The sequence below is a fragment of the Pseudomonas syringae genome, assembly GCF_021606685.1.
GTDB classification, from domain to species: Bacteria; Pseudomonadota; Gammaproteobacteria; order Pseudomonadales; family Pseudomonadaceae; genus Aquipseudomonas; species Aquipseudomonas syringae_R.
Genome location: NZ_WKCB01000018.1, coordinates 52,730 through 78,939, shown reverse-complemented (window position 1 = coordinate 78,939; position 26,210 = coordinate 52,730). Strand labels below are relative to the sequence as shown.

The window sequence follows — 26,210 nt, the reverse complement described above, 5'->3', positions numbered from 1 at the left end:
CACGCTGCACAGTGCAGACCGTGCAGCCGCCACTGCCGCTGATTTGGCACGCGCGGTGCAATACGCCTGCGTCACTCATTCAGGGAGCAAGGCACATGACGCAGCAAGAACCGGGTAACGACTACCCCTTGAGCGAAGTCCCCATGCATGCACGCAAAGGCCTGGCGTCCACCGCCATGGTGCTGCTGGGCTTCACCTTTTTTACCGCGACCATGTTTGCCGGCGGCAAGCTGGGGGTGGCGTTCAGTTTCATCGACATGCTCGGTGTGGTGGCCTTGGGTAACCTGTTGCTGGGTATCTACGCCGCAGGCCTGGGTTACATCGCCTTCAAGAGCGGCTTGAATTCTGTATTGATGGGGCGCTTCTGCTTCGGCGAGGTGGGCAGCAAGCTCAGTGATTTGATCCTCGGTTTTACCCAGATCGGCTGGTACGCCTGGGGCACCGCCACCGCCGCTGTAGTGCTTGGCAAGTATTTCGAACTGGGCCAGGGCAGCGTGCTGGCATTGATGGTGCTGTTCGGCCTGGTGTTCTGTGCCACGGCCTACGTGGGTTATCGCGGGCTGGAGATTCTTTCCTACATTGCAGTGCCGGCCATGGCCATCCTGCTGCTTCTGTCGATGTGGGTGGCCACGGTGACAGTCGGCGGGCTGGACGGCTTGCTGGCGGTGGTGCCGACCGGCGAGCTGGACGTGTCCACGGCGATCACCCTGGTGTTCGGCACCTTTGTCAGCGGCGCGACCCAGGCGACCAACTGGACGCGGTTTTCCCGCTCGGCCAAGGTCGCAGTGCTGGCCAGCCTGATCGGCTTCTTTATCGGCAATGGCTTGATGGTGCTGATCGGTGCCTATGGCGCCATCGTCTATCAGCAGCCCGACGTGGTGGAAGTGTTGCTGCTGCAAGGCTTCGCCATGGCTGCGATGGCCATGTTGCTGCTCAATATCTGGAGCACCCAGGACAACACGATCTACAACTTCGCGGTGGCCGGCTGCAACCTGCTGCGCACCCGACGCCGCAAGACCGTGACCCTGGTCGGGGCGGTGATCGGCACCCTGCTGGCGTTGCTGGGCATGTACGACATGCTGGTGCCCTACCTGATCCTGCTGGGCACTGTGATTCCGCCGATTGGCGGGGTGATCATGGCGGACTTCTTCTACCGCTGGCGCGGCCAGTACCCACGCCTGGCCCAGGCGCGCCTGCCAGCCTTCAACTGGCCGGGGCTGGTGGCGTATGCGGTGGGCACGGTGCTGGCGTTCAACTCGCCGTGGGTCGCGCCGCTGGTGGGCATTGCGGCCGCGTCGCTGACCTACATCGCGCTGACCGGGTTGTTGCGCGTTCGCGCACCGCTGGTTGACGCTTCAGCATGATACTGACGGGGGACTACCCGTCCCTCGACGTGCTGCTGCACCGCGAACGGCACCATGGCCCCAGTCTGATGCCCACCCTAAGCCTGGTTTCACGAGAGTGGTAACCTGATGGCGGCCATACACCGCAACACCCTGATACACCGCGTCCAGCGCATCGAAGCCCTGTGCGGGTTGACGCTGGATAACGCTTATAACCGCCTGGACATCGGTATCGCGCTGATGATCTGGCGCCTGTCTGCCTGACTGTTTTTAGCCAAGAGGAACTTGCCCATGCACATCATCAACGCCCGCCTGCGCAACCGTGAAGGCCTGCATGATCTGCACCTGGAACACGGCCGGATCGCCAGCATCACCCCACAAACAACCGCGCCGGTGGCGGGGCCCGATGACCTCGACGCCGCCGGCAACCTGGTGACACCGCCCTTTGTCGAGCCGCATATCCACCTCGACGCCACCCTCACCGCCGGCGAGCCACGCTGGAACATGAGCGGCACGCTGTTCGAGGGCATCGAATGCTGGGGCGAGCGCAAAGCCACCATCACCCACGAAGACACCAAGACCCGCGCCAAAAAAACCATTCAGGCCCTCGCCGCCCATGGCATCCAGCACGTGCGCACCCACGTCGACGTCACCGACCCGGCGCTCACGGCGCTTAAAGCCATGCTCGAAGTGCGCGAAGAAAGCTCGCACCTGATCGACCTGCAAATCGTCGCCTTCCCCCAGGAAGGTATCGAGTCCTATCGCAATGGCCGCCAGTTGATGGAAGAGGCCATTCGCCTGGGCGCCGACGTGATCGGCGGCATCCCGCACTTTGAATACACCCGCGACCAGGGCGTAAGTTCAGTGAAGTTCCTGATGGACCTTGCCGAACGCACCGGCTGCCTGGTGGACGTGCACTGCGACGAAACCGACGACCCGCACTCGCGCTTCCTCGAAGTATTGGCCGAGGAAGCCCGCAGCCGCGACATGGGCACCCGTGTCACCGCCAGCCACACCACGGCCATGGGCTCGTATGACAATGCCTACTGCGCCAAACTCTTCCGCCTGCTGGGGCACTCCGGGATCAGCTTTGTTTCCTGCCCCACCGAAAGCATCCACCTGCAAGGCCGCTTCGACAGCTTCCCGAAACGCCGTGGCGTGACCCGTGTCAACGAACTGCTCGAAGCCGGCATGAACGTGTGCTTTGGCCAGGACTCCATCGTCGACCCCTGGTACCCCTTGGGCAACGGCAACATCCTGCGCGTGCTGGAAGCCGGCCTGCACATCTGCCACATGCTCGGCTACCGCAACCTGCAAAGCGCCCTCGACCTGGTGACCGATAACAGCGCCAAGGCCATGGCCCTGGGGGACCGCTACGGCCTTGAGCCCGGGCGACCCGCCAACCTGTTGATCCTCTCGGCCGACAGCGACTACGAGGTGATCCGCAGCCAGGGCCTGCCGCTGTACTCGATTCGCCAGGGCAAGGTGCTGATGCAGCGTCAGCCTGCGCAGGTGACGTTCGTCTAAGGCCAGCGTTCAGACGATCGCCTCGATATCCAACGGCTGCGCCCTTGCCCGCTCGCTCGGCAGCGGTGCAGGGATGCTGGCAATCTGCGACAGCTGCTGGTTTTCACGGTGGCCGAGCCAACGCTTGAGGCTGGCGTGCAAGTGCGCGCACTGGGCGTGGCTGCCGTACACATCGCGCGCGTCCAGGCGGCGCCAGCGCAGGGTTTCGAGGCGTTCGCGACTGGTGTGCAGACGGTCGATCTCAAGGTTCAAGGGCTCGTGGTACTCATAGGTCCGCTCGTTGACCGGGCGCCGACGCGCCAGTTCGAGACGTTTGTCGCGCAGTTGCTGGCGCATGCTCTCCAGCGCACGGTCGAGCAACGCAAACTCCCTGGGTGTCACCAGCGGGCCGTTACTGTCCAGGGTTTGTTGCCAGCGCCGCAACGTCGCCCAGGCCGCCGGGATGTAGCTGGCGGTCATGAAGTGCTGGTTGGCCTGGAACAGCTGTTGCAACAGGTTGTCCCGTTCAGGCATGTCGCCCTGGAGCTGCAAGGCCCGATGACAGCCGGCGTCCTCGATGGACTCACAGCCAGGTTTCCACAGCACGGATGACTGTGTGCCGTCCGGTAGCAGAATCGGCATGAAGTGCTGTTGTTCGCCGTGGTGTCGATAAGGGTCACCGCCGACACGCACCAGCCCCGCGGCAAACAGCAGGCCGCCCATTGCGGGGGCTGCGAACAGCGTGACGGCGCCGGGCACCCAGAGTTTTGCGCGGGTGTTCATCCAGGGGGCCGGTACGCTGGGCACCGGGTCGTTGTGGTTGACGATACGGTGATGGACCAGGGCGCTGGCACCACGGCTGAACTCGGCGTCGGCGGCGCGGGGGGCGCCGTAGGTGTAAAGAAGAATGCTGTAATCACGTTCAGGCACACGGCGCAGCCCTTCTGCCAACAGCAACGCAACGGCGCCGCCCAGGCTGTGGCCGCAAATGACGATGCGTTGCCCGGTGTGAAACTGGCTGAGGTAGTGCAGCACAAAACCGCGCATGGCCCGGTAAGCCTGATAAAAGCCTGCGTGCACCTTCCCGATGCCGTCGGCGAAAGCCACTTGATGCGCGTTTGCGTCGCGCACTGCGTCAGCATGACTGAGCGTGCCGCGCACGCAAATCAGGATCACCTCATCGTGGTGCGTGATGAACGCCTGAGTGTCTGTACCGAATTGTTCATCATCAAAAAAATGGCGCCGCGCGGGGTGTTCCTGCTGATCTTCGAGGGCTGGGTGATTGTCCGGGTACAGCTGCGGGTCGAAAGGCAGTATCTCGAATCGCCGCGAGTAGGCAACATCCTCGTAAACCGGATAAAAACGCTGCATTTGCTTAGGGTCGACCCGCCAGGCCTGGTGGTACCCCGACAGTTGCTCGGCAAACAGGTTTGCGACGCTGGGGTCGCGTGGAAAACGCACAGGCCCGCAAGGTTTGTCGGCGGGCTCCTGGCCGAAATCGCAGTAACTCAATGCCGCAAACAAGGCCAACTGATACAGGTTCAAGGCACAGAAATCATCGTGGGTAGAGAGCATCGGGCGCAGCGCGCGCAGCGGCCGCACTTCGAGCACCGTGTGCTGGCCGGGGAACAGCACAACGCCTGACAACGTGGGCTGAGGAGGGCCGAAGCCCAGCTCGGCCATCATCTCCAGTGCGTGCCGTTGAGGGCGACAGGTCGACGGCGCCACGGGGGGCAGGTGCGCAACATGGCGAACCAGATCGCTCACCTCAACCTGATAGAACCGGTCCGCCTTCTGGCCTGCGGGATTAGTCTCGGTCCGCTGGCCGTCGGCATTTGAGAAGCTCGTTTGCTCCGCGCGCACTTGCAGCTCGGTGATGGGCAGCGGGTAGTTTTCGCGTTGCTGCAATGCCCGATAGTAGCCCTCCCCTGCGCTGTAAGCGGCATCCAACAGCAGCACGACCGGGCCTCGAGAGCAGCCCTCCAACCGGGCAAAACCATTACCGGTCAAACGCCCTTCGTAGCGTTTGCCCGCGCTGTCGACCACTTCATATTCAAGCCCTCCGTAAGGCTCGCCATTACCTGACTCGTCCACCAGGCAGACACTCAGCCAGCCCTCCGTCAACACACAAGCAGGCATTTTTTCATTGAAAAAAGCTTGCTTCCATTGCTCCATTGCCATGTCTGGATATCCTTATTCAGTACAGGTTGGATAAATATCGCATAGACGCCCATCGGGCATCTTGAAAGGTTTGAAATCGGTCGTATTGCCACGGCAAAAGGCGTACCGGTCTTCGAAGCTCGTTCCCAGGCAGCGTTTCCAGCCCTTGGGAAAACGCACCCAGTTATCCCCCATAAAAGGGCGCTCTTCGTCAGTCAGGCTGATGTTCACCCGTATGGTTTTCCCTCCCAGCTCATCTCGCCGCACAGCGCCGCCCGCACGGGCATTACCTGCTTGACCAGGGGTCTCTAACGCGGCGCATTTAAGGATTTTCAGGATTGCATGCTGTGGCCCCGCCGTCCGAAACAACCACTGACATTGCCCGAACAGTTCCAGAACCCCGCTCTGCGGCATCCCAGGCGCATCCGCCGGCAAACGGTCGCGAATCGAAATGCCGGCGAAATCCCCGCCGACGTCGGTACTGCGCGAGCCCCACTGGGCGTTGAGGTCAAACGCCACATCGGCCAATACCAGCGGACAGCCCTCCACGGTTTCGCGTAACGGCAACCGATAACTCACGCGACTGGCTTCTGCTGTGTAATCGGCGAAAAAGACTTTGCGCTCCGCCCGCTTGCCGCTGCGCCGAGGCAAGGTGCAGGTTTCACCGGGAGCGGGCCGGTAATTGGCAGCCGTCTTGAGTTCAAACTGCGCCGGCAACTCCACCTCCAGGATGACGCTGTCAGTTGGCCGCCCCACACATCCGCAAAGGCCCGCGACGCCGAGCGCCAGCGCTACCCACCAGCGTCGTCTACCCATGCGGTTGGCCCACCGCGCGCCACTGCTCCACTGCCCGCTCAAAGTGCTCCACAGGGGTTTCTCCGCGCCTCGGCTGCCAGCGGATAGCACTGCCGCCCGTGGCCTCCTGGAGCCGGCGCACGACCAGGAACTCCAACTGTTGCGGCTGGTACCACTGCCAGAGACGGGCCTGCTCAAGCACTTGGGCCAGCCAGATTTTGGGGGCTTGAAATTCCACCAAGGCAGCCAGGTCCTCGCTGTGTTCGGCCAACAGGTAGCGCAGGATGTTGGTCTGCAGGATGGCACTGGCGTTTGGATTTGGCGTGTTCAGCCAAGGCGCCGGGTCTGGCACGGGGTATTCACCTGGGTCGGGGTTGTCGCCGCTCTGCCAGCGACCGTCATGCCAGTAGCACACGCTGACCAATGGGCCGAGCACTACCGGCCAGTGCTCCACCGCCACATGCTCAAGTGCGCGCGCCAGCGTGCGGTTATCGTGAAAACGGTACAAGGCCTGGGCGCCCTGCGGCCCCACCAGCAGTCGCTCGCGCCAGTGGCGTGTCACGCGGGTCAAGTCGTCGTCAGGCAGGCTGCCCAGCCAGCCCCAGTGTGTTTCCGGGCGCTGCAGGAGGCCCAGCAAGGCGGGCTCGCTCACTTGTTCGAGCAACAGCAGCACGGGGCCCGAGGTCGCCCATTCGGCCAGGGCCGTCTCGGCATAGAGGCTGCGAGACTGTGCCAACGTGCGCGCGGCCAGCAGCAATGGGCGGGCGTCATCGCTGCCCTCGAGGATCAGGCACAGCCGGCGTCCGGCCTGTTGCTGCCGGGCCATCCAGTGGCGCGGGAAGCTCTGCATCATGCGGCTCTGCATCATGCTGCCCTCCCCCGAGCTTCACACCCAGCGTCACGACAACCTTCACACAGCGGGCAGAAATCCGCGCCCCATTGCCGGGCCACGTCCATGAGTGCGCCTTGGGCCGAACTGAGTGTCGACGAACCGGCCTCCCCCAACGCACTCGCCAGCCGTGTCACGGCGGGTGAGCCGCCAAGGGTGATGGGCCGACTGCTGAGAATTGCACCCGCCTGGATGACCAGATGCTCACCACCCGCCTTGAGGCTCAGTTGGCTGCCCGCATCGATAACCAGGCTGGCACCGGCCTTGAGGTGCAACTGTTGCCCCGCCTCGATCACCAGGGTCTGGCCAACCTGGGTCAGGCTATCGCCTTGCACATCAAGATGGTCGCTGGCCTGGAGCACAACCTTGCGATCACCGGTGACGTGACGCTGCTCGTCACTGCCCAGGTGAACCGTGCTTGAACCGCGGATTATTTCATGGCGCTGCCCGGCCACTTCCAGGCGGCTGTCATGGCCTACCTGTTGCTCGAGGTCGCGTTGAGCCCGCAAGTAGATCAGTTCCTCGCCACGCCGGTCCTCGAGGTGCAATTCGTTGGCGCCGCCGCTCAGGGCGCTGCGGCTGCGCAGGACGCTGCGAGTCTTGTGCTGCGGCAAGGCGTAGGCCGGCCGGTGCGATGCATTCGGCAGGCAGCCGTTGATAAGCGGCTGATCCGGGTCGCCCTCCAGAAACGTCACCAGCACTTCCATACCGACCCGCGGGATCAGCATTGCGCCAAACCCGTCGCCGGCCCAGCCGGACGCTACCCGTACCCAGCAACTGCTGTTGTCATCATTCTTGTCCAGGCGGTCCCAGTGAAAACGCACCTTCACCCGGCCGTGTGCGTCGCAGTGGATGTCCTCGCCGGAAGGCCCGGTCACGGTCGCGGTTTGGCTGCCATTGAGGGTGGGCTTGGGATGTTTGAGGGGCGGTCGATACACCGCTCGCCAGGGTGTGACAGTGAAGTGATTGCGATAGCCGTGCAAAACGTCCGCCTCCGACATTGCCTCCTCCAGCACCTGCGGTTGGCCCCCCTCATGGCGCACCCCGTTGATCAGCCACAAGTCGTTGCAGGCAGGGTCGGGGTGGTCACACAACTCAAGGAAATGCCCGCTGCACAACACGGGCTGATCACTCGTGCCCACTGCTCGAAAACGGTTGCTTTGATGCCGCTCCAACCCGCGCTGCGCCAGGCGCTTGCCCCTGGCATGGCCGGTAAACCCTGCGGGGTAGCGATAGTCCTCGAGGGGGTGTGGCGAGGCCGGGCCGGCGCCGTCTTGCAGGCGCAGCGAGGGGTGTTCGAAGTGATAGTCACGGCGCACGGTTTTCTGGCTGCGGGTGCCCAGGCGCAGATCAAAACGCTGGATGACCTGCGTATCGGGCTGGGGCCCGCCAGCAGCGCAGTAACGCTGCACCGGCAAGCGGCGAAACACCGTCTGGTCATCGCCAAACACCACCACGTGGGCCTGCGGGCTATGGCGAAAATGGTAGTGAATGCCCTCCTCTTCACACAGTCGCTGGACAAAATGCAGGTCGGTCTCCGCGTATTGCACACAGAATGTGCGCGGCGGATACACCACCGGGCCCAGTTCGAACACGTAGGCATCGGCCAGAATACCGTGGTGTTCCAGCACCGTCGCGATGATCTGCGGCACGCTGCGCTGCTGGAAAATGCGCTGGTCGTAACGGTGCGCAAGACAGGCCAGGCGGGGCGCCAGGGTCAGGTGATAGCGAGTAAGACGTCGCCCGGGATCGTCGCGGCCGATGGCATACACAAGCCCATGCAAACCTGCACCCGTTTCGCCGAAATCCAGGTAGGCCGGCTGGTGGAGCAGCGTCTCCAGGTCCAGCGAGGGGTTTTCACTGACCAACTGCACCTGGATAAAAAACGGCTGATCAAGGGCTTCGCTGCCGTTGAATGCCAGCACGTTGAAATCAGTCTTTACAGTGGGAAGAGTCAATTTAAAACGCGGTGCCACACACCCGTTAACCATCCATTGTTACCCGCCATCAATTACTGCACCGAAATACTTTCCCCCGTTTAACTAACGTTGAATAAGTTGCCGAGAAAAAGTGCCTGAACGCCTTGAAGCTTAGCGGTTCCGGGCGAAAATCGGCCGTCAAAAAACAAAACAGAAGTTTCGTACACGTGAATTGGAAGTGTCTTTTACAAAATAATAAATCGAGCCAAAGAGCCATCTCAAAACAATATGAAATGCCCTACATGTAAATTCATTTATATAACTAACGGGTAAAGAAACGTCTGACACCCACTTAGGAGCATCAGGCGTTACAAACATCATGCTTGCGGCCGGGCAGTCCCGAACAGGCTGACGCTCAGTAAGGTATCGGCTTGAGCGTGCAAGCGCACTGGCGCAGTGCCGCCTGGCATCACCACGGCGACTACGCCGCTCTCCACCCAACCCGCACGCCATGCCGCAGACGCCACGGCACTGGCGCTGGTGCCGGAAGACGCAGTGGGGCCCTCTCCCCGTTCGAACACTCGCGCAAGCACCCGATTGCCGGGCTGCCTGGCTGCCCATTGCAGATTGACCCCGGCCACACAGGGCCGCCCGCCGCCTGCCGGAGGCGCGAAAGCAATCGCCCGTAACGGCTCGAACAGGGCGGGCTGCTGCATCGGCAGGTTGTCGGGCAATGCCGATACCTGCTCGACCAACGTCACACAATGGGGGTTGCCCACCCGCACAAACTGGCTGCGTGCCCACTGCGGGTTGATCGCCGCCAGCTCGCTTACGTGACTGGGCCCGGCGTCGTCCATAAACGCTGGATCACTTGCCTGCGCACCCACCGCTCGCGGCCCGAACGCGGGCAGACCCAGCTCCAGCCAGAACCCGGCCACCTGTTCATACCGCGCGGGGGTCACCCGGGTGCTAACCGGTGAGGGCACATCCGATTTGTCATGATGGACCCGCAGCTCACAGGCCTCGGCCATCACGCCCTGGTCGGTGAGCGCCTGGGCGAAGATGGTCAAGCCATTGCCGCTGCGCTCGGCCAGTGAGCCATCCGTGTTAACGATCAACAGGTCGAACGGCGGCGCAGCCTGGAACGGCCCGACCAGCAAGCCATCGCAGCGGTGCGCCTTGGCATCGGCCGGGCGTGGCGCCGAACCCCATTCACATTCAGCGGCGATGGCCGACGACGCCCAGGCTGCGCGCGAGCTTGCCGCCTGTGCCGCCGTGTCGGGCACGGCAATACCCCGATCACGTAAAAAGGCCGGGCTGGCCACCCCATAGAGGTTGCCGCGCGCATCGTAGAACTGAGTCATAGCGCGACGTGCCTGTAACTATTCATCGGTGAGTCCGTCTGGTTGCCTACATACAAGCGAAGCAGCGTATTACAGAACACCGTGTTTGTGGGAGGCGCCCTCTCCAGGGAACCCGGCTCGCTCCAGACGGCCTGATATGCAAGGATGTCGCGCTGGACATCGTTCGTTGAACGCAAAACCAAGGATTTTTCATGACTGCCATCCCCACTTCTGCTCCCGTGGTTCCCGGGCGGCTGGAGCAAATGTCGACTCGCATCGCTTTTTTCATCGCCGGGTTGGGTATCGCCGCCTGGGCGCCCCTGGTGCCCTACGCCAAGGCCCGCGCAGGCCTGAGCGAAGGCACCCTGGGCCTGTTGCTGTTGTGCCTGGGAGTGGGGTCGATCATCGCCATGCCCGTAGCCGGTGCATTGGCCTCGCGCTATGGCTGCCGCCGTGTGCTGAGCGCCGGCACGGTGCTGATCTGTCTGGCCTTGCCGATACTGGCTACGGTGAGTTCGATTCCATTGCTGACCGCAGGGTTGTTCCTGTTCGGCGCCGGCCTCGGCACGGTGGATTCCACGGTCAATCTGCAAGCGGTGATCGTCGAACGTGCCAGCGGCAAAACCATGATGTCGGGCTTTCATGGGTTGTTCAGCCTGGGCGGCATCGTCGGCGCGGCGGGTGTTGCCGGGCTGCTGGGGCTGGGCCTGTCGCCGCTGCAGGCGACGCTGGTGGTGATTGCCGTGGTGCTCGCGGCGTTGTTCAAGGCCGCGCCGCATCTATTGCATTACGGCAGCGAGAGTTCGGGGCCGGCGTTTGCAATACCTCACGGCGTGGTGCTGTTTATCGGCTGCCTGTGTTTTATCGTGTTTCTGGCCGAAGGCGCGGTGCTTGACTGGAGCGCGGTGTTCCTCAGCGCCGAGCGTGGCCTGGACGAAGCTTACGCCGGCCTGGGTTACGCGGCGTTCGCCCTGACCATGACCGCCGGGCGCCTGACCGGTGATGCCATCGTGAGGCGCCTGGGCGCCACCCGCGTGATCATGATCGGCGGCGCACTGGCGACCGCCGGTATGTTGCTGGCGACCCTGTTTCCAGCCTGGCAAACCGCACTGTTGGGCTATGCGTTGGTGGGTGCCGGCTGCTCGAACATCGTGCCGGTCCTGTACACCGCCGTCGGCAAGCAAAAGGTCATGCCAGAACACATTGCCGTGCCGGCCATCACCACCCTGGGGTATGCCGGCATTCTTGCCGGCCCTGCCGCCATCGGCTTTATCGCCCATGGCAGCAGCCTGAGTACCGCCTTTGTGCTGATCGCCGTACTGCTGGCAGCCGTGGCCATCAGCGGCAAAATCCTCAAGGTGTAGGCCGCTGCGTCAGCGCTGTTTGTGCGCCTCGTCCTGCTCCAGCCAACGGTCGAGGCTTTTGTTGCTGAGCCAGCCTTCCTTGTGCGCCGGGCCAAACAGTCGCGCGCTCTGCGCACGCTCCAGGGAAGGCAGCAAGCCCGGGCGCTCAAGAATGTTCTTTGCCGTGTAGACACAGAGCTCGCTGTACTTGGGCCTGGGCATGCCGGTGGACGGGTCCAGCACAGGCGCGCCACTGTGATCAACATCATAGGGGTCCTGCATGACCGTCTTGAGCGTGGCGATTTCGACGTAGTGGTGCTGCTCGAAAAGGAAGGTGCGGTCCTTGGTCTTGTCCCTCAGTTGCTCGAACTGGCCCTGCAGCGCCTGCACCACTTGGGCATTGCCTTGGGCATGGAACGGGTCCTGGCTGAAGACGCTCGGCGAGCTGTTGCCCTGTAACGCCGCAGCCGCTGCACCGAGGCTATCACGTGTGATATCGCCGTCGCGGCTCTGGAGTGCGTCGCTCAGGCGCGGGCGCTTGAGCATTTCTATGACCACCTGGATCGTACGGTCCAACGCTTCACTTTCTCCGGTGCGTTCAGCGGCAATGCGCCGTAATGACGACCAGGTCAAACGCCCGTCTTTCAGGAAGGGGTGCAGCAAGTCAAAGGACTTCTCCAGGGCCGTCGCCAATTGGCTGTCCGTGGAGGTTGCGTCGGGCCGATATAGGGGGGTACGCGCAACGGGGAAATTCTGCAGTGTTCGGTGATGCAGCACGGACAAGCTGCCGCGCAACAGCAAGGGCCTGCGAGGTCCTCCTTGTGCAGGCTCAGGCGGGTTCTCTTTCCAGGCTTCAGGGGCAGCCGCAGGGGATCGTATGGCAGATCCATCCAGGGCCAGGGGCCGGCCGTGAGGTAATGCACCCTTGATTGTCATGAGTTTTCTCCACCGCTTTTCAGATACAGGCCTGCCGTGTGATCGCCACCATGGCGACCGAAATCATCGAATGGGTTCCACTCAGACAAGCCCCACATATGTGGTTGGCTGAACGCGACAGTTCCGGGCGAGCGGCCTGTACCCATGACAGCATGTAAAAATCCGCCACGGGGGTGGTCAATCCAGCGTCTGCTTGCGCCACCAGGCCGTCAGGCCGTTGATCAAGCCTCTGTGTTTCATCACGTTGCCGCCAGGGTTTTGGCCGTCGGCGAACATGCCCCGGGAGAAGTCATCCGCGACGGGCGCCTGGAACTTTGTCTGGCCGGCAAAAGCCCTCATGCGTTGGGCTTCGACCGCATACTCATGGGATGAAGAGGTCAGCAGGTCGCGCGATGCGGTGCACCCTTGCGGCGCCGAGGTACACGTGTCATGGGCGTTGCGAAACAGCTCTGGACAGCAGGGCTGAGGGGAATTGCACGGGGTTAAAGTCATGTTTGTTAGCCCTTGCGTGGGATCTGACAAAGCGGCCGGCCTGGTCAACGCCGGCGTGTAGGACTTATGTGGCGAATGGCTGTAAAGAGTTCCTTAAACAATTGAGGCAAACGCCGCAGCCAGGTCGCGGCGCCTGAGGGGTGGGGTCAGCGGGACAGCGTGCGAAGCGCACTCCGGCTGATTCGGCCGTCATGGTTCCGACTCTTGATGTTGTCCAACGCCTTCAACAGGTCACCGCGCTTGAGCACCTCCTCGGCCAACTGGATGACGTGGTCTTGGGGCGAGTTGCTTGTCTGGCTACAGGCGGCCATCCGTTTCAGGTCTGCGAAGGTCAGTTCCTCCCCTCCACGCCCACCATTCAACGCGTCGAAATGATTGAGCATCTCACTGAGCACTTGCTTGTCGGGGGTGTACTTGAAGGGGTTGTTACTGCCGATGACCGAGTTCAGGTCGTGGCGGCTCATCACGCCATCCGGTAGGCCGTTGCCGTTGCGGTCAAACGCTCTCATCAGGTCCGGACGCCTCAGCAACTCGTTGGCCAAACGAATGTTCTCGTTAATGGCGGGGTTGGCGGACCAGCCCTTTTCAGCCATCGCAAGAATACTGGTAGCGCTGACCTGCCCAGGCATTCGGGGGTCCTGGAACGCGCCGAAGTTGTCACGCAACTGCAGGCTCAAGGTTGCGGGGGATTTCGCCGCGTACACCGGATCAGACACGCCCGGCGCTGCCGGGTACGGATTACCGCTGCTGGCAGTGGGTCGGTGTGGTCGATGCCCGCCAAACAAGTTGGCCAGGGCCTGTTTGAACTGGTGAGCGTAACTCTGGGTGACCGGGCTGTCTGGGTGCCAGGCGTCCCCATGCGTGTGAGGTTCGGGTCGCGAGGCATGATGGCCGAACACCGGTCCGCCCTGATGTCCGCCGAAATTGATATTGACGTTGACAGCGTGGCTGCCGCTGAACGACGGCGCGGCCGGCGACGCCTGACTGGCTTTGTGTTCAGCCCTGGAATGGCCCTGTCCGACGTCAGGGGTTGAAGACGCAAATACGGGTGTGTCCTGCAGCGATACCGACATACATTTCTCCATTACAGTGGGCGCCAGCTTGAACATGCAGCTCCAACGAAACGTCGAAGCTCCTCAGCTCTCCCCTGCGTGGTATTTGCGTCGGAATCGGTTCCTGATCCAATGGAGATATACGCTCTGTAGATGTAGGAAATAGACGAAAAAAGTCGCAGCTACGCGCTGCAACTTTCCTCGGGCTTACGAGTTAGAAGCCTACGCTGGCCTGTACGAAGAACGTACGTGGCTCCCCCAGGTACAACCCGGCGTTGTTATCGCTGGAGCGGGTGTAGTGCTGCTGATCAAAAACGTTTTTCACCCCGACACCGAGTTTCAGGTTCGATAACTGCTCGCCGAAGTCGTACCCGCTGCGCACATTGACCGAGACATAACCCGGGATATCGCCGAACTGGCCATCCGCCGTGCCCTGGGTCACATAGGTGCTGGTGGTACCCGGCGCGCGCTGGCCGGACTGGGCGTACACATCCAGGTTGTGGGTCCAGTGATTGATGGCGTAACGCAAGCCCAGGGTCGCCACTTCACGGGAGTACAGCGGCAGGTCACGCCCCTTGAACGGCACGTCCCCCTCGGAGGTGGCCTTGGTGTAAGTGAACCCGGCGTTGGCGGTCAGGCCGTCCAGGCGCGGGTCAAGGTTGGCCAGGTCGTAGTGGGCCGACGCTTCGATACCGGTATGCTTGGTAGCACCGAGGTTGGTCCAGCCTACATCGTTGCTGACGTATTGCAGTTCATCCGAGAAGTCGATGTAGAAGAACGTCAGTTCGCCGCCCCACACGTTATCGTTGTAGCGCGTGCCCACCTCGTAGGTCTTGGCCTTTTCCGGGTTCAGGCCGTTGGCCGTCTGGTCGCCGGTGCCGCCCTGGCCCAGCTGGAAGTATTGCAGGCTGCCGAATGATGTCTCGTAGTTGGCGAACAGCTTCCAGGCGTCGGACACGTGGTACATCACGCTCAGGGCCGGCAACGGTTCGTTGTTGTGGACCTCGCGGCGTTTTTCCTCGACCACGGTGCCTTTGAGCCCCAACACCGGGCGGTCGTGCCATTCGGTGCGGATGTCTTCGAAGCGAATGCCTGGCGTGACGGTCCACTTGCCGATATCGATCTTGTTATCGATATAAAACGCGTTGGCCTCGGTTCCCCCGGTGCGGTCCTGGTAGACGTGGCCGTCGTTGAGCCCCACCGGCGTAGGGACGTTGTCGACGAGCTTCAGGCTGGTGGCCTGCTCGTGCATGCCTTCTTTGAGGTAGCGATAACCGACGCTGACCTCCTGGGTACTCGGGCCCAGGTCGAACACATGGGACACCCGCGGCTCGATCCCAAAGGTGTAGTAGGTACGCGGGTAGGAACCGACACTGCCCAGGTCGCGGTTGGCGATGTTGCTGCCACGAAAGCTGTCGGAATAGTAGGTCAGCACTTCGGCCTGGGTACGCTCGTCGATCTGACGGATGTACTTGAAGGACACGTCCTTGCGACGGCCGCTGAAGTTGTCCCAGTCGCGTACCGACTGGTAGGGGTTGGCGTCGAACTGCTTCTGGGTCAGGCCGCCGGGGATGTCGGCGCTGGCATCGTAGTAGTGGACGTTCAGCGAGAAATCGTCCTGATCGGTCGGCGCCCAATGGGTCTTGAGGATCACATCGTCAATATCATTGCTGTTGTTGCTGTTGCGATAGCCGTTGCCATTGACCCCGGAGTACAGCAAGGCCACGCCGATACCGTTGTCGGCCGTACCGCCGATGAAGGCGTTGTCGACATGCTTCCAGCCGCCATGGGCAGAGGTTTGCAGGGTGGTGCCAACGTCGCCGGAGAATGTCTCGGGGATTGCACGGGTCACGAAGTTGATCACGCCGCCGACGTTCTGTGGCCCATAACGCACCGACCCCGCACCGCGTACCACGTCGATGCTGTCCAGGTTGCCGGCGGAGATCGGCGCCATCGACAGTTGCGGCTGGCCATAGGGAGCGAACGCCGCCGGCACGCCGTCGATCAGCACGGTAGACCGTGGTGACAGGCGCGACGTCAGGCCACGCACGCCGACGTTGAGGGAAATGTCGCTGCCGCCAGTGCCGTTGGCTTCCTGCACCTGTACACCCGGCACGCGGCGCAGGACGTCGCCGACGTTCATCGCGCCTTGTTCCACCATGGCTTCGCGGCGGATCACCGTACGCGCGCCGGGGTGGTTCTGCACCACTTGGGCGTTGGCATCGCCCAGCCAGTCACCGACCACCTTGATGTCGGTAGCGCCCAGCTCCAGGGGCGAACCGGCGTCACCGGTGCCGCTGCTCAGCGGGTGCAGGGTGACGGAACCGGCGTCGATCCGGTAGTCCAGGCCACTGCCTTGCAACAACTGGCGCAGGGCCTGTTCGGGGGAAAGATTGCCGTCTACCGCCGGCGCCTGCTTGCCCGCGACCATGTCGGGGCTGAAGAACACTTGCAGGGCGGTCTGCTGGCCCAGTTGGCTCAACGCCGCGCCCAAGGGTTGGGCCTGGATATGAATACCTTGGGCAGCGTAGGCGCCAGGCAGCGCGGCACTGACGGCGAGCGCCAGGGCCAGCGGCGCCCAGCGGGAGATTTTATTGTTGTTAACGGCACGTTTTTTCACGTCGAAACTAGTCCTGTGATCGCAAGAGTATGCGGCTGTTAATGCAAACCAGTTGCAGTTGCAGGAGAAGACGACGAACTGAAAAAAAACCTGAATGTCAGCGTGAAATAATTTCCTGGCTGCCGTCCGGCAAGGTGCGCAAGGCCACCGGCAAGATGTGTGGCAGGGCCTTGAGCAAGGCGTCGGTGTCGTCGGCCTTGAACACACTGGTCAGGCGCAGATTGCCGACCGCCGGCGTGCTGACCCGCAGCGGTTGCTCGCGATAGCGCGACACTTCCCTGGCGACGTCAGCGAGCGAGGCGTTGTTGAAGACCAGCTTGCCGGTCCGCCAAGCCGTCAGTTCCTCGGTGTTCACCGCGTAGGCCGCTGCCACCAGCCCTTGGCTATCGACCTGGGTGCCGAGGCCCGCCGTCAGCGTGACCCTGTCGCCCGGCGAACGCCCTTGCACGTTCACGGTGCCAGCCTCGACGGCCACACGGGTCTGGTCGTCATCGCGGCGCACATCGAAACGGGTGCCGGTGACCGTCACCTGCCCTGCCCCGGCAACGACCACAAAGGGCCGGCTAATATCATGCTCGACGCTGAACATCGCCTCACCGCGCTTGATTTCAACGCCACGCCGGCCTTGTTCAAAGTGCACCGCTACCAGGCTGCGACTGTTGAGGTCCATCACCGAGCCATCGGGCAAGGCCACCTGGCGGTGTTCACCCAGGCCGGTGCTGAACTCAGCCGTATACGGTTTGGGGTGATCGAGACCGCTGAACAGGCCCAGCCCCAGGGCAATGGCGACCACGCTGGCCGCCACCGCGTAACGCACGAGCGTACGCCGTTTGGGGCGCTCGGCCGGTGCCTCGCACAGCGCCTGCAGGCGGGCCTTGGGCAACAGGTCGGCGGCGCTCCACATCCCTTGCAGCACATCGAATTCATATTGATGCTCGGGGTTTTCGTTGCGCCAGGCGTCGAACTGCTGGCGCTCGGCAGCGCTCACGTCAGCGTCCTGCAGGCGTACAAACCATTGCGCGGCTTCATCGCGGGCGGGGCTATCCATCATGGAAGGTCCTGTTTCAGAGCGAGCTTGGTTCATGGGGCCATCGCGTCCAGGCGGTCACGCAGATGCCGCAGGGTGCGGATCATATACTTTTCCACCATATTTTTAGACAGCCCCAGGCGCTCAGCGATTTCCTGCTGGGTCAGGCCCTCGATTTTCTGCCAGATGAACACCTTGCGGCAGTTGAGCGGCAGCTCGGCCAGTGCCCGTTCGATGGAGTCCGCCAACTGGATCGCGTGCATGAAATGCTCCGGGTCGCCGTTGTGGGGCGAGCGCTGCTCAGAGATTTCGAGGGCCATGGCATCCCGCGCCATGGCTTCCCGCCGGTCTTCGCGCCGGTAGGCGTCCACGGCAATGTTGCGCGCGGTTTGATGCAGGTAGGCACGCGGTTGCTCAATGTCGACGGTCTTTGCCTCAAGCACCCGCACGAAGGTGTCGTGGGCCAGGTCTTCGGCCTGCTGACGGTTTCTCAGGCGGCGCGTCCAGGTCCCGATCAACTCTTCGTAATGCTGGAAAAAGCCTGTTCTGCGGGGCGGCTGAGGGATCATCGCGGGGTGCACTGGGAGGCGGGGCGTGAATAGTAATGCTTCCTATTAAGCGGAGCAATGCTACCCGTCGCCGCTGGTTTTGCGCTGCAATCAGGGCTGGCCGGCCACCTGCCGGAGACGGCTGAGTTTCTCCCGACTGCCGCACACGCTCATCTGGCACCACTTGCGCTGTTTGTTCTTGGAGATATCCAGGAACACCCAATCACAGTCGGTGGCGCTGCAACTGCGCAACGCGTGCAGGCCACCCGACACCAGCAGTTGTGTGGCCTCGATGGCCAGGCGCCCGAGCAACATGTCAGTCAACGCTTGCGCAGAGTGGCAGGGTTTCCACTCCCAGGCAGGCCGCCCGCCCACCGAGCGCAACACCCGCCAGGTGACGCCCTGCTGGAACATCTGGTAGATCTGCTGCAAGGCCGCATCGGGCGCGACCTGATGCAGGGAAAGCGGGTAAAACACTGCGTACAGGCACTCCCTGAACGCAACAATGGCGTCCAGGTTCGGTTGGTATGAAATAGGTGACTCAAACACCATCGGCTTGTAGTCATCAAATTCCTGGGCGGTGATCAATGACGCATGCAACGCCCATTCGAAGAAGAACTGAAAACTGGTGAGCCGTTCTTCTATCACCTTGAGTGCCGTGCCAGGACGCCGGCCATTGGTGGTATTGATAAAGTCCAGCACCCGGGCGCCGCCAATCAGACGGATCGATTTTGCGGTGCCCGTAAAATGCGTCATGACTGCTCCTTTAAAAACCCGGTCGTGCGGCGATGGCCGCAGAGTACCTTGTTTTCTGAACGTGCAGACATGCGCATATCGGCGCAAAGACCAACGGCTAAGCGTGAGTCGGGTTGCGGGCCACCCATTCAAGAATGGTCGCCACAGACTGTTCCACTGACAGCGCCCGCGTGTCCACATGCACCTCCGGGAACACCGGCAAGTCGTAGTCGGAGTCAATTCCGGTGAAATTTTTGATCAGCCCCGCGCGGGCTTTTTTATACAAGCCTTTGGGGTCGCGCTGTTCTGCCGTTTCCAGCGGCGCATCGACGTGCACTTCGACAAAGAACTCATTGCCGACAATAGAGCGCGCGTAATGCCGGCTGGCCGATGACGGTGAGATCAGCGCCACGATCACGATCAGCCCGGCCTCCAGCATCAACCGCGCCACCTCCGCCACCCGCCGGATATTCTCATCGCGGTCGCTGTCGGTAAAACCCAGGTCCCGGCAGAGCCCGCCACGCACCGAGTCACCATCGATGATGCAGGTAAAGCGCCCCTGTGCCTGCAGCGCACGGTCCAGCGCATCGGCGATGGTCGACTTGCCGGAAGCGGAAATGCCAGTCAGCCAGATGACCAGGGGTTTTTGCTGCACAGGCAAGTGTTGGGCGCGTGAATGGCTGAACGCGAAGGCGTGCAGATTCGGGTTCGGGCTGTGCGCAACGTGACTCATGGCTGTTCACCTTCAATCGCCGACATAGGCTGTTTGCCCAACAGGAAGACCATCACGCACTGCACAAACAGCAACAGCGCAACCACCCCATAGACGGTCGAGAACGACCCGGTCAGGTCCTTGGAAAAACCGCCGAGGAAGTTTCCGCACACGCCTCCCAGGCCGATCAACACATTGGCGATGCCAAACGCCTGGGTCAGGCGGTTGACCGGCACAATTTGCCCGATGTAACTGGGGACGAGCCCGAAAATCGGGTAAAACGCCAGTGCAAACAAAAACGCTGCAAGGTAGAACAGCGCAATGCTGTTGAAACTGAACACCAGGATTGCAGCCAGGCCCGCGCTCAAAAAGCACATCGCCAGTGACGCCCTGACGCCGACCTTGTCGGCAATCCACCCCACCAGAAAGCCCGAGGCCATGCCCACGGCGCCGAGGGTGGTCCAGATAAACCCGGTGTCTTGCACCGACACGCCCAACTCATCCCTGAGGAACGGTGCCAGGTACGTCTGGAACGGCAACAGTGCCATCCCATTGAGAAAGGCGATGGCCCAGGTCAGGTAAAGTGAACGGCTCAACCACGGCTGGTCGCCGCCCACCACCGCCGAGCGCTGCGCGTACACCTCGGCGTCTGGGTCCGACGCCATCGCGCGCAACAGAAACCAGGCCACCGCGCACAGGGCCAGTGAAATCAGGCCAGCGGTGAGCCAGATCGAACGCCAGCCACCGTGCAGGGTGAGAAACGACACCAACAAACCGTTGATGAACACGCCATAGCTGGTCCCACTGGAAATCAGCCCCATGACCCGCGAGCGGTTACCCGGGCTGAAGCCCTTGGTGACGATCTCCGCCAGCGGGATATACACCGATGCGGAGCAGCCGCCGAGCAGAATCAACAGCGCACCGGATACCCAGATGCTCTCGCTGACACTCAGCCCCAGCAGCGCCAGGGAGGTCATCACGGTGGACACCAGGCTGATTTTCCAGCCCTCGAAAAAGCGGCTGATATAGCTGGTGACCGATGAAAACAGCAGGAAGCCGATTTGCGCGCCGCCGGTGATAACGCCCACCGTGGTGTAGTCAAAGCCGATGTCGCGGCGCATGTCCACCACCAGGTTGGCGAACAGGTAAACGCCGAACCCATAGGTACTGGCGACGAACCCGGTCAACACCACGGCCAGCACCACACTGTCCAACGGACGCGCGTTGCTCTGTACGAGTGTGCTCATCATTGCTCCTTTATAGGGCGCGTGCGGTGTGGATGATGAAATCGCAATTCATCATGTCGTAGTCGCGCTGGAAGTCGCCGTAGCTCTCATGGGTGCCAAACCCCGACGCGAGCACCTCGGTGGCCAGCTCCCCGGGCAACAACGGGTACACCTTGAGCCGGTACTGCTGCGCGTCATCGAAGGTGTAGATGAATTCGCACAGGTGCTGGTCGACCTGCCCCAGGCTCACGGCGGCGTTCTTGCCGCAGTAGTAGTAATTGCCGCTGGCCTTGAAGTTGCCCGCGCGGATCGCAAAGAAGTTACGTTGATCCACCACCAGCAGGCCGCCCGGCTTGAGCAACGCCCTGAACTTCTCCAGCACCCTCAAACGGTCGTGGGCGGCAAACACATGGCACAGCGAACTGCCCAGGCACACCACGGCGTCGAACTGCCCCAGCACGCTTGGGTCGAGCGCCAGCCAGTCCATGTAATGCGATTCGATCTGCAGGCCACGCTGGCGGAAGTTCGCCCGCGCCTTGGTCAGCATCGTGCTGCTGCCGTCGGTGGCCACCACGTCAAAACCCGCTTGCTTGAGCTGCACCGCATGGAAGCCGCTGCCCGTCGACACGTCGATCACCGAGCGCACGCCGTGCTGGTGCAGCAGCTGTTCAAAAAAGCCGCGCTCCCCCGCCTTTCTTTTTTCCCAATCGATCAACTCGTCCCAACGCTCGACAAAATCCGCCGAGTATTGCGCGGCATAACTGGCGACTTCGTCGCGCTTGCGCCCTGACATCTGATTCATCACACACCTACCAGGTTGAATTTTTCAAGGCCAAGTACCTGCTCGCCAATTCGCGGGCAAAATCGGCGGACTGCTCAAGGGACATGGTGTTTTTCGAATACCCCAACATCGCCTGCATCACCGCCATGCATTGCGGGTTGTAGGTGACCGACCCATCGCAATGGATTTCGTCGATGCCGTCCTGGCTTTGGCAAATAGTGTTGATGCGCACGGCCTCGTCCTGTGGGCAGGCCTCGCTGAACTGCACCTCGATCCGCCCATCCTGCAACAGCACCGGATACCCGCCCGGCAGCCCAAGGGGGCCGGGGGCATGCACCAGCACGGGTGTTGGAGAAAACAGCCCTTCGATGACGGTGACCGCCGAACAGGCCGTGAGAAACTGCCCATCGACCCCACCCAGGCGACGGAACTCGGACTGCACGGTAGAAAAAATCACCTCGGCGGGCAGGCGGTTTGCCCGCGGCCGGTCGCGCACCTCATACAACAAACGGTAACTCGCGCGCGGCGGCAAGCCGCCGCGTGGCACGTAGTGGCTGAAATAATGCTGGGAATACAGCTGCACCTGCACATCGGCGGGCGAGCACTCCAGCAGCCGCGCAATGGACAGCCGCGTGGCCGGGACCAGGTTGGCGACATTGCCGACACCGATATCCGGCGCCAGGCCGACCCGGGCCAGGATCGGGTTGACCGCATCCGGGAAGGCCGCATTGACGGTTTTGAGCGTGATACCGGACGCTTTTACCGCCTGCATCAAGCAGTGCATCAGCGTCAGGTGCATCGGCAACCAAGGGCCGAACTGCGCCTGGTCGAGTCGTTCGAAGGTCAGCTTGGGCAACCCGGTAATGACCCGCCATGACTGCAGTGACGCGCAGTTCACCAGCAGGTCCGGCGTCTCCTCGCGAAGCACCTGCGTCACCCGCTCGATATCCATCAGGTCGGCGAACACCGGCTTGATTGCAATGCATTGCCCCAACTGCGCACACGACAGCTCTACGAGGTTGCACAGTCGAATCGTTGCTTCCTGATTGCGGCCGAGCACCACGAACTCGAAGGCATTTTTTGGCCCGAGAATCTTGAGAATCTGCAGGCACAAGTTGCCGGCCCCCACCAGCAGCAGTTTTTTCTTGCGCGTTGAATGGCTCATCGTGGGTAGGCTCCGTTATCGACCGGGATCACCTTGCCGGTCATGTGCCGCATGCTCTCGCCGACCAGCAGCAGAATCACATCGGCGACGCCGCTGGGCAGGATCGGGTCCTTGAGGATTTCCTGGCGCGCGTACTCGGCGCGCCGGTATTCGGGGATGGTGTCGTAGATCGCGGTGTCGTGAATCAGCGCCGGCGACACGGCGTTTACCCGCACAAACGGCGCGAAGTTCCACGCGTTGGCCTTGGTCAGGCCGATGACGGCGGCCTTGGTGGCGCCGTAGAGGGCGTCGCAGCTGCCCACCTCCCCCGCCACCGACGCAATATTGACGATGCTGCGCGGCGCTTCATGGCGCATCTCGCGCTCGGCGAAATCCTTGGAGAGGTACACCAATGCCTTGAGGTTGACGTTGAGGATTTCGTCTATCTGTTCATCGGAATAGGCATAAACGCTTTTGCCGTGGTAAATACCCGCATTGTTAACCAAACCATAAATAGTTGAATGGCGCTCATACAACGTGGGAATAAAGCGTTTGATCACCGCCGTATCAGAAAAGTCAGCAAGGTGGGTTTCCAACACATCGGCGCTATAACGACGTTGCAGCGTATTTAAACCATCGGCGTCTTTATCGGCGGCAATAACGAAGTAACCTTGCGCAATTGCGTTTTCCACCGTCGCCCGACCAATGCCATTGGCCGCGCCGGTCACTATCAACTTTTTCATCCCAGCATCCTTATTGGCAAAATTCGTTCATGCGCGCATAAAACGTACGATGGTATTCGTACAACTCCCTTAACTTGGGGTGCTGATCGAGTACGTGCATATCCACCGGTTGTTTCTGCGGCCCAACAATACGTTCACTGTTCTCGGCATCAACATGCCAACTTCGCCAGGTTTTCCACTGCGGCGGACACTCGCGCTTCCAGGTCAGCGCGTGGGGTAGAAACTCGATACCCAAGTAATCACAGAGTTTACGAATGACACGTTCCGGTTCGGCGGCCAGGTCATCGGCGTTAATGACATAGGGCACGGTCCCGGTGAGTTTGGTCACCACACAAAAGATCTCATATAAGGCTTTATGCCCGATGGCCTGCATCGGCATATCCGGGTGCACTCGATGATGGGAAATAATGCTGCTGGCGGGTTCGCGAATAAGAAAGATATTGTCCTGCTGCGCAAGAAACGCCAGGTCCACTTTCAACTCATCCAGGCAGTGGTAACACATGTCTTTATGAAAAACATTCGCGCGTTCTTTGGCCGCGAGCAGGTGGGCTTTTATATCCGTATAGGTGGTTGGAAAACTGTGGTCCCACTCATCCGAAGGGATCGCCGAATCTGCAGAAAACGCCATATGGGCAAAGGGTTCGTGGAAGACCTCGAAATCCCCGCGCTCGATAAACACACGCTCCAACACGGTGGAACGCGAACGTGGGTGCGCCCACAACCCAACCATCCGGTTCATGCGACCACCCCGAATTCAGCCGCCAGGATCGCGTTGAGTGAGCGCTTGAAGGCCTTGGGCGCCGGGCAGAGTCGCACGCAGTAGTCCGCCAGGCGCCGGTGCGCGCTGTTGGCTTCGTTGCAGGCGTTGATGAAAGCCTCGTGATTGCCAAAGTCGTATGCTTCGATGCTGTCGATAAAGTAGGCGTCGCAGAAGTATGGGATGCGGATCAGCTTGGCGAAGGTCGAGGGCGGCGGCTGCAGTGGCTCGCTGGCCGGCAACACCGGCTTGCCGTGGCTTTCGCGCTCGATCAGAAACTCCACCACCTCCGGCGTCAGCGTGTAGCAAGTGGTGCTCAGGCCCGTCTTTTCGAGGTGCCAGCAGTGCTTGCTGCCACGCGCGTCGACGTCGATTTTGATACTGGACAGCAGGCACTTGACCGGCACGTTCGAGGCCGCAACCAGTGCTTTTATCTGTTCGTAAATCAGCAGCTCGGCCCAGCGCAGTTCCTCGGGGTCAAGCGCCAGGCCGCGCTCCGCCGCCTGCAAAGCAAACTCGGGCTGGCAGGCGAAACGCCCGATCATGAAGGTGATCACGTATTTGCAATGGCGGGTGTCGATACCGTTGCCACGCGCGGTGGCCATGCCCCGCTCTATCGCCTGGATACCGGCCTGGAATTGCGAGACGGTAAAGCAGAACGTGATATTCACCGATGCGCCCTGGGCCACCAGGCCTTCAACCGTTTCCATGCCCTCCAGGCTGCCCGGCACCTTGACCATGACGTTGGGCGCCAGCTGTCGCAGCTCCACCCCCCGTGCGGTCATGCGTTCGGTGCAGCGCACATCACCCGGGTCGACCTGGGCGCAGATCCACCCTTGGGCCTGGGCCGATTGCACCCACAGCGGCCTCAGCGCAGCCGCCCCTTGAGCGATGACCTCGTTGTACAACTGCTTGCGCAACTCGGCGGGCGACAGGCTCGCCAGGTTGAAACGCGACGCCCAGTACTCACGCTTTTCGAGGATCACCGCCGTCACCAGCCGCGGGTTGGTGGTCACGCTGCAAAAACCCCGGGCCTGCGAGAAGCTATCCGGCATCAGGTGTTCTATAGAGGCCGCCGCCGCCGGGTATTTCTCCAGCAAGTGGTTTTTGAAAGGCGCATAGACCGCGGTCGATGAGTCCCACCACACTTCTGAACAAGGGTCGTTAAGTTTGAGCCTTTCTCTATAACCGAGTGTGTTCACGGCGCCTCCTCCCTGAGTAAGTTCGCTAATTAATAAGGTTCAATAACTGACGCATATCGCTAAAAGGCAACGCGCCAGCGTCGGCCAACAAGCGATGCCGCTGCGGCGGACCAAAACCCAATACCCTGATATTGGCGGCCACCGCCGCCTGCACACCCGTGACACTGTCTTCAATAACCACGGCATCACGAACGTCAATGCCGTAAGTATCGCAGGCGGTTAAAAACACCAACGGGTCGGGTTTCCAACGGCCAAGTTCGTAACAACTGAACAGTCGCCCTTCAAAGTAGGAAAACAACCCTGCCAGACGTAAACAATGTTCTATCTTATTGCGCGGCGCGCTGGAGGCCACGCAATAAGGAATGTTCAGCGATTGCAGAACTTCAAGTATTCCGTCGGTAGCTTTCAATTCTCGCGTCAGCGCGGCGAGCGCGTGTTGACGAAAGTGCACCTCGAACTGGCTGTCCAGTTCAATGTTTAACAGCTGTTGCGCTTCGGCTAAACACTCCGCGATCTTTCGTCCACGAAAGTGTTCGATGTACTGTGCCTGATCAAGTTTAAAACCGCCCTGGCTGTGCGCGCGGGCATTGAGTAAATCAATAAGTACCGACAGGGTGATCTCTTCACTTTGGACAAGTACGCCATCGCAATCGAAGATCACTAACTTGGGTGGGCCACGATAGGCCACCGCTTTTGCCTGATCCGGTAGTTCCCTTATAACCGCCGAAAAGCACATAGACATCTCTTATCGAGGCCCCGCGATGACTTCCGAACTACCAACGGAGCGGGTTGAGGTGTGCCTATAAGACACGCGACAAAATAACCTGTCAAACGCTTTTGAGCGGTTTTTTAGTATCTTATGGTTATTTCTTATTATTCTTTTATTCCATTTATCACCATGGTTGTAGTCGCTAAAATCACACCGGTGAACTTCCGC

24 protein-coding genes are annotated in these 26,210 nt (G+C 61.3%); 4 read left to right on the top strand and 20 right to left on the bottom strand.

Annotated elements, in window-relative coordinates; genetic code table 11:
- Window positions 1-95: 95 nt before the first annotated feature.
- The 3 genes from codB to codA all read left to right on the top strand — a co-directional run bounded on the left by codB (window position 96) and on the right by codA (window position 2,870).
- Window positions 96-1,364, top strand: a complete 1,269-nt coding sequence (gene codB, locus GIW02_RS10010) for a cytosine permease (protein ID WP_236411684.1) — start codon at window positions 96-98, stop codon at window positions 1,362-1,364.
- Between the two features lie 108 nt (window positions 1,365-1,472).
- The gene (locus GIW02_RS10005) at window positions 1,473-1,607 is read left to right on the top strand and encodes a helix-turn-helix domain-containing protein (protein ID WP_236411683.1); all 135 of its coding nucleotides are present in this window, start codon (window positions 1,473-1,475) and stop codon (window positions 1,605-1,607) included.
- Between the two features lie 27 nt (window positions 1,608-1,634).
- Window positions 1,635-2,870: a cytosine deaminase gene (gene codA / locus GIW02_RS10000; protein WP_236411682.1), complete on the top strand. Its 1,236-nt coding sequence runs from the start codon at window positions 1,635-1,637 to the stop codon at window positions 2,868-2,870.
- A 9-nt stretch (window positions 2,871-2,879) separates the two neighbouring features.
- Here codA and GIW02_RS09995 read toward each other — a convergent pair whose 3' ends face one another.
- The 5 genes from GIW02_RS09995 to GIW02_RS09975 all read right to left on the bottom strand — a co-directional run bounded on the left by GIW02_RS09995 (window position 2,880) and on the right by GIW02_RS09975 (window position 9,976).
- A complete protein-coding gene (locus GIW02_RS09995; protein ID WP_236411680.1) occupies window positions 2,880-5,030 on the bottom strand; it encodes a lipase family protein in 2,151 nt (716 codons plus the stop codon).
- A gap of 12 nt (window positions 5,031-5,042) precedes the next feature.
- A complete protein-coding gene (locus GIW02_RS09990) occupies window positions 5,043-5,825 on the bottom strand; it encodes a hypothetical protein (protein WP_236411678.1) in 783 nt (260 codons plus the stop codon).
- A complete protein-coding gene (locus GIW02_RS09985) occupies window positions 5,818-6,654 on the bottom strand; it encodes a DUF4123 domain-containing protein (protein WP_236411685.1) in 837 nt (278 codons plus the stop codon). Before GIW02_RS09985 ends, GIW02_RS09990 begins: the two co-directional genes overlap by 8 nt.
- Window positions 6,655-6,668: 14 nt before the next feature.
- On the bottom strand, window positions 6,669-8,684 hold the full coding sequence (gene tssI, locus GIW02_RS09980; protein ID WP_236411676.1) for a type VI secretion system tip protein TssI/VgrG: 2,016 nt from the start codon (window positions 8,682-8,684) through the stop codon (window positions 6,669-6,671).
- Between the two features lie 305 nt (window positions 8,685-8,989).
- Window positions 8,990-9,976 carry a diaminopimelate epimerase gene (locus GIW02_RS09975; RefSeq protein WP_236421843.1) on the bottom strand — a complete coding sequence of 329 codons (987 nt, stop codon included), beginning with the start codon at window positions 9,974-9,976 and terminating at the stop codon, window positions 8,990-8,992.
- Window positions 9,977-10,167: 191 nt separating this feature from the next.
- Between GIW02_RS09975 and GIW02_RS09970 the strand changes: the two genes are divergently transcribed.
- A complete protein-coding gene (locus GIW02_RS09970; RefSeq protein ID WP_236411672.1) occupies window positions 10,168-11,319 on the top strand; it encodes an MFS transporter in 1,152 nt (383 codons plus the stop codon).
- A gap of 9 nt (window positions 11,320-11,328) precedes the next feature.
- On the opposite strand, the gene GIW02_RS09965 is transcribed toward GIW02_RS09970, so the two are convergent.
- The 15 genes from GIW02_RS09965 to GIW02_RS09895 all read right to left on the bottom strand — a co-directional run bounded on the left by GIW02_RS09965 (window position 11,329) and on the right by GIW02_RS09895 (window position 26,009).
- The gene (locus GIW02_RS09965; protein WP_236411671.1) at window positions 11,329-11,991 is read right to left on the bottom strand and encodes a type III secretion effector protein; all 663 of its coding nucleotides are present in this window, start codon (window positions 11,989-11,991) and stop codon (window positions 11,329-11,331) included.
- Window positions 11,992-12,411: 420 nt separating this feature from the next.
- A complete protein-coding gene (locus GIW02_RS09960; RefSeq protein WP_236411668.1) occupies window positions 12,412-12,573 on the bottom strand; it encodes a type III secretion effector protein in 162 nt (53 codons plus the stop codon).
- A gap of 299 nt (window positions 12,574-12,872) precedes the next feature.
- Window positions 12,873-13,799 (bottom strand): EF-hand domain-containing protein, encoded by a 927-nt coding sequence (locus GIW02_RS09955; protein WP_236411667.1) that lies wholly within the window; start codon window positions 13,797-13,799, stop codon window positions 12,873-12,875.
- Window positions 13,800-13,992: 193 nt separating this feature from the next.
- Window positions 13,993-16,398 carry a TonB-dependent receptor gene (locus GIW02_RS09950; protein ID WP_236411665.1) on the bottom strand — a complete coding sequence of 802 codons (2,406 nt, stop codon included), beginning with the start codon at window positions 16,396-16,398 and terminating at the stop codon, window positions 13,993-13,995.
- A gap of 97 nt (window positions 16,399-16,495) precedes the next feature.
- Window positions 16,496-17,449: a FecR family protein gene (locus tag GIW02_RS09945; protein ID WP_236411663.1), complete on the bottom strand. Its 954-nt coding sequence runs from the start codon at window positions 17,447-17,449 to the stop codon at window positions 16,496-16,498.
- A gap of 29 nt (window positions 17,450-17,478) precedes the next feature.
- A complete protein-coding gene (locus GIW02_RS09940) occupies window positions 17,479-17,994 on the bottom strand; it encodes a sigma-70 family RNA polymerase sigma factor (protein ID WP_236411661.1) in 516 nt (171 codons plus the stop codon).
- 90 nt (window positions 17,995-18,084) lie between these two features.
- Window positions 18,085-18,729 (bottom strand): CGNR zinc finger domain-containing protein, encoded by a 645-nt coding sequence (locus tag GIW02_RS09935; RefSeq protein WP_236411659.1) that lies wholly within the window; start codon window positions 18,727-18,729, stop codon window positions 18,085-18,087.
- 97 nt (window positions 18,730-18,826) lie between these two features.
- Complete coding sequence (gene cysC, locus GIW02_RS09930; RefSeq protein WP_236411656.1) at window positions 18,827-19,441, bottom strand: adenylyl-sulfate kinase; 615 nt, start codon at window positions 19,439-19,441, stop codon at window positions 18,827-18,829.
- The gene (locus GIW02_RS09925) at window positions 19,438-20,667 is read right to left on the bottom strand and encodes an MFS transporter (RefSeq protein WP_236411654.1); all 1,230 of its coding nucleotides are present in this window, start codon (window positions 20,665-20,667) and stop codon (window positions 19,438-19,440) included. The genes cysC and GIW02_RS09925 overlap by 4 nt, the downstream gene beginning before the upstream one ends.
- Before the next feature lie 10 nt (window positions 20,668-20,677).
- Window positions 20,678-21,448: a class I SAM-dependent methyltransferase gene (locus GIW02_RS09920; protein WP_236411653.1), complete on the bottom strand. Its 771-nt coding sequence runs from the start codon at window positions 21,446-21,448 to the stop codon at window positions 20,678-20,680.
- A gap of 7 nt (window positions 21,449-21,455) precedes the next feature.
- Window positions 21,456-22,592 (bottom strand): nucleoside-diphosphate sugar epimerase/dehydratase, encoded by a 1,137-nt coding sequence (locus GIW02_RS09915; RefSeq protein WP_236411652.1) that lies wholly within the window; start codon window positions 22,590-22,592, stop codon window positions 21,456-21,458.
- Window positions 22,589-23,314 (bottom strand): SDR family oxidoreductase, encoded by a 726-nt coding sequence (locus GIW02_RS09910; RefSeq protein WP_236411651.1) that lies wholly within the window; start codon window positions 23,312-23,314, stop codon window positions 22,589-22,591. Before GIW02_RS09910 ends, GIW02_RS09915 begins: the two co-directional genes overlap by 4 nt.
- A 10-nt stretch (window positions 23,315-23,324) precedes the next feature.
- Window positions 23,325-24,053 (bottom strand): sulfotransferase-like domain-containing protein, encoded by a 729-nt coding sequence (locus GIW02_RS09905; RefSeq protein WP_236411650.1) that lies wholly within the window; start codon window positions 24,051-24,053, stop codon window positions 23,325-23,327.
- Window positions 24,050-25,273: a transaldolase family protein gene (locus GIW02_RS09900; RefSeq protein WP_236411649.1), complete on the bottom strand. Its 1,224-nt coding sequence runs from the start codon at window positions 25,271-25,273 to the stop codon at window positions 24,050-24,052. Before GIW02_RS09900 ends, GIW02_RS09905 begins: the two co-directional genes overlap by 4 nt.
- Before the next feature lie 25 nt (window positions 25,274-25,298).
- On the bottom strand, window positions 25,299-26,009 hold the full coding sequence (locus GIW02_RS09895) for an HAD-IA family hydrolase (RefSeq protein WP_236411648.1): 711 nt from the start codon (window positions 26,007-26,009) through the stop codon (window positions 25,299-25,301).
- Window positions 26,010-26,210: the final 201 nt, after the last annotated feature.

What these genes read in the sequence shown, in the direction of transcription:
- codB (WP_236411684.1), top strand. Translation starts at nt 96, where the DNA reads ATGACGCAGCAAGAACCGGGTAACGACTACCCCTTGAGCGAAGTCCCC.
- GIW02_RS10005 (WP_236411683.1), top strand. Translation starts at nt 1,473, where the DNA reads ATGGCGGCCATACACCGCAACACCCTGATACACCGCGTCCAGCGCATC.
- codA (WP_236411682.1), top strand. Translation starts at nt 1,635, where the DNA reads ATGCACATCATCAACGCCCGCCTGCGCAACCGTGAAGGCCTGCATGAT.
- GIW02_RS09995 (WP_236411680.1), bottom strand. Translation starts at nt 5,030, where the DNA reads ATGGCAATGGAGCAATGGAAGCAAGCTTTTTTCAATGAAAAAATGCCT.
- GIW02_RS09990 (WP_236411678.1), bottom strand. Translation starts at nt 5,825, where the DNA reads ATGGGTAGACGACGCTGGTGGGTAGCGCTGGCGCTCGGCGTCGCGGGC.
- GIW02_RS09985 (WP_236411685.1), bottom strand. Translation starts at nt 6,654, where the DNA reads ATGCAGAGCTTCCCGCGCCACTGGATGGCCCGGCAGCAACAGGCCGGA.
- tssI (WP_236411676.1), bottom strand. Translation starts at nt 8,684, where the DNA reads ATGGTTAACGGGTGTGTGGCACCGCGTTTTAAATTGACTCTTCCCACT.
- GIW02_RS09975 (WP_236421843.1), bottom strand. Translation starts at nt 9,976, where the DNA reads ATGACTCAGTTCTACGATGCGCGCGGCAACCTCTATGGGGTGGCCAGC.
- GIW02_RS09970 (WP_236411672.1), top strand. Translation starts at nt 10,168, where the DNA reads ATGACTGCCATCCCCACTTCTGCTCCCGTGGTTCCCGGGCGGCTGGAG.
- GIW02_RS09960 (WP_236411668.1), bottom strand. Translation starts at nt 12,573, where the DNA reads ATGAGGGCTTTTGCCGGCCAGACAAAGTTCCAGGCGCCCGTCGCGGAT.
- GIW02_RS09955 (WP_236411667.1), bottom strand. Translation starts at nt 13,799, where the DNA reads ATGTCGGTATCGCTGCAGGACACACCCGTATTTGCGTCTTCAACCCCT.
- GIW02_RS09945 (WP_236411663.1), bottom strand. Translation starts at nt 17,449, where the DNA reads ATGATGGATAGCCCCGCCCGCGATGAAGCCGCGCAATGGTTTGTACGC.
- GIW02_RS09940 (WP_236411661.1), bottom strand. Translation starts at nt 17,994, where the DNA reads ATGATCCCTCAGCCGCCCCGCAGAACAGGCTTTTTCCAGCATTACGAA.
- GIW02_RS09935 (WP_236411659.1), bottom strand. Translation starts at nt 18,729, where the DNA reads ATGACGCATTTTACGGGCACCGCAAAATCGATCCGTCTGATTGGCGGC.
- cysC (WP_236411656.1), bottom strand. Translation starts at nt 19,441, where the DNA reads ATGAGTCACGTTGCGCACAGCCCGAACCCGAATCTGCACGCCTTCGCG.
- GIW02_RS09925 (WP_236411654.1), bottom strand. Translation starts at nt 20,667, where the DNA reads ATGAGCACACTCGTACAGAGCAACGCGCGTCCGTTGGACAGTGTGGTG.
- GIW02_RS09920 (WP_236411653.1), bottom strand. Translation starts at nt 21,448, where the DNA reads ATGAATCAGATGTCAGGGCGCAAGCGCGACGAAGTCGCCAGTTATGCC.
- GIW02_RS09915 (WP_236411652.1), bottom strand. Translation starts at nt 22,592, where the DNA reads ATGAGCCATTCAACGCGCAAGAAAAAACTGCTGCTGGTGGGGGCCGGC.
- GIW02_RS09910 (WP_236411651.1), bottom strand. Translation starts at nt 23,314, where the DNA reads ATGAAAAAGTTGATAGTGACCGGCGCGGCCAATGGCATTGGTCGGGCG.
- GIW02_RS09905 (WP_236411650.1), bottom strand. Translation starts at nt 24,053, where the DNA reads ATGAACCGGATGGTTGGGTTGTGGGCGCACCCACGTTCGCGTTCCACC.
- GIW02_RS09895 (WP_236411648.1), bottom strand. Translation starts at nt 26,009, where the DNA reads ATGTGCTTTTCGGCGGTTATAAGGGAACTACCGGATCAGGCAAAAGCG.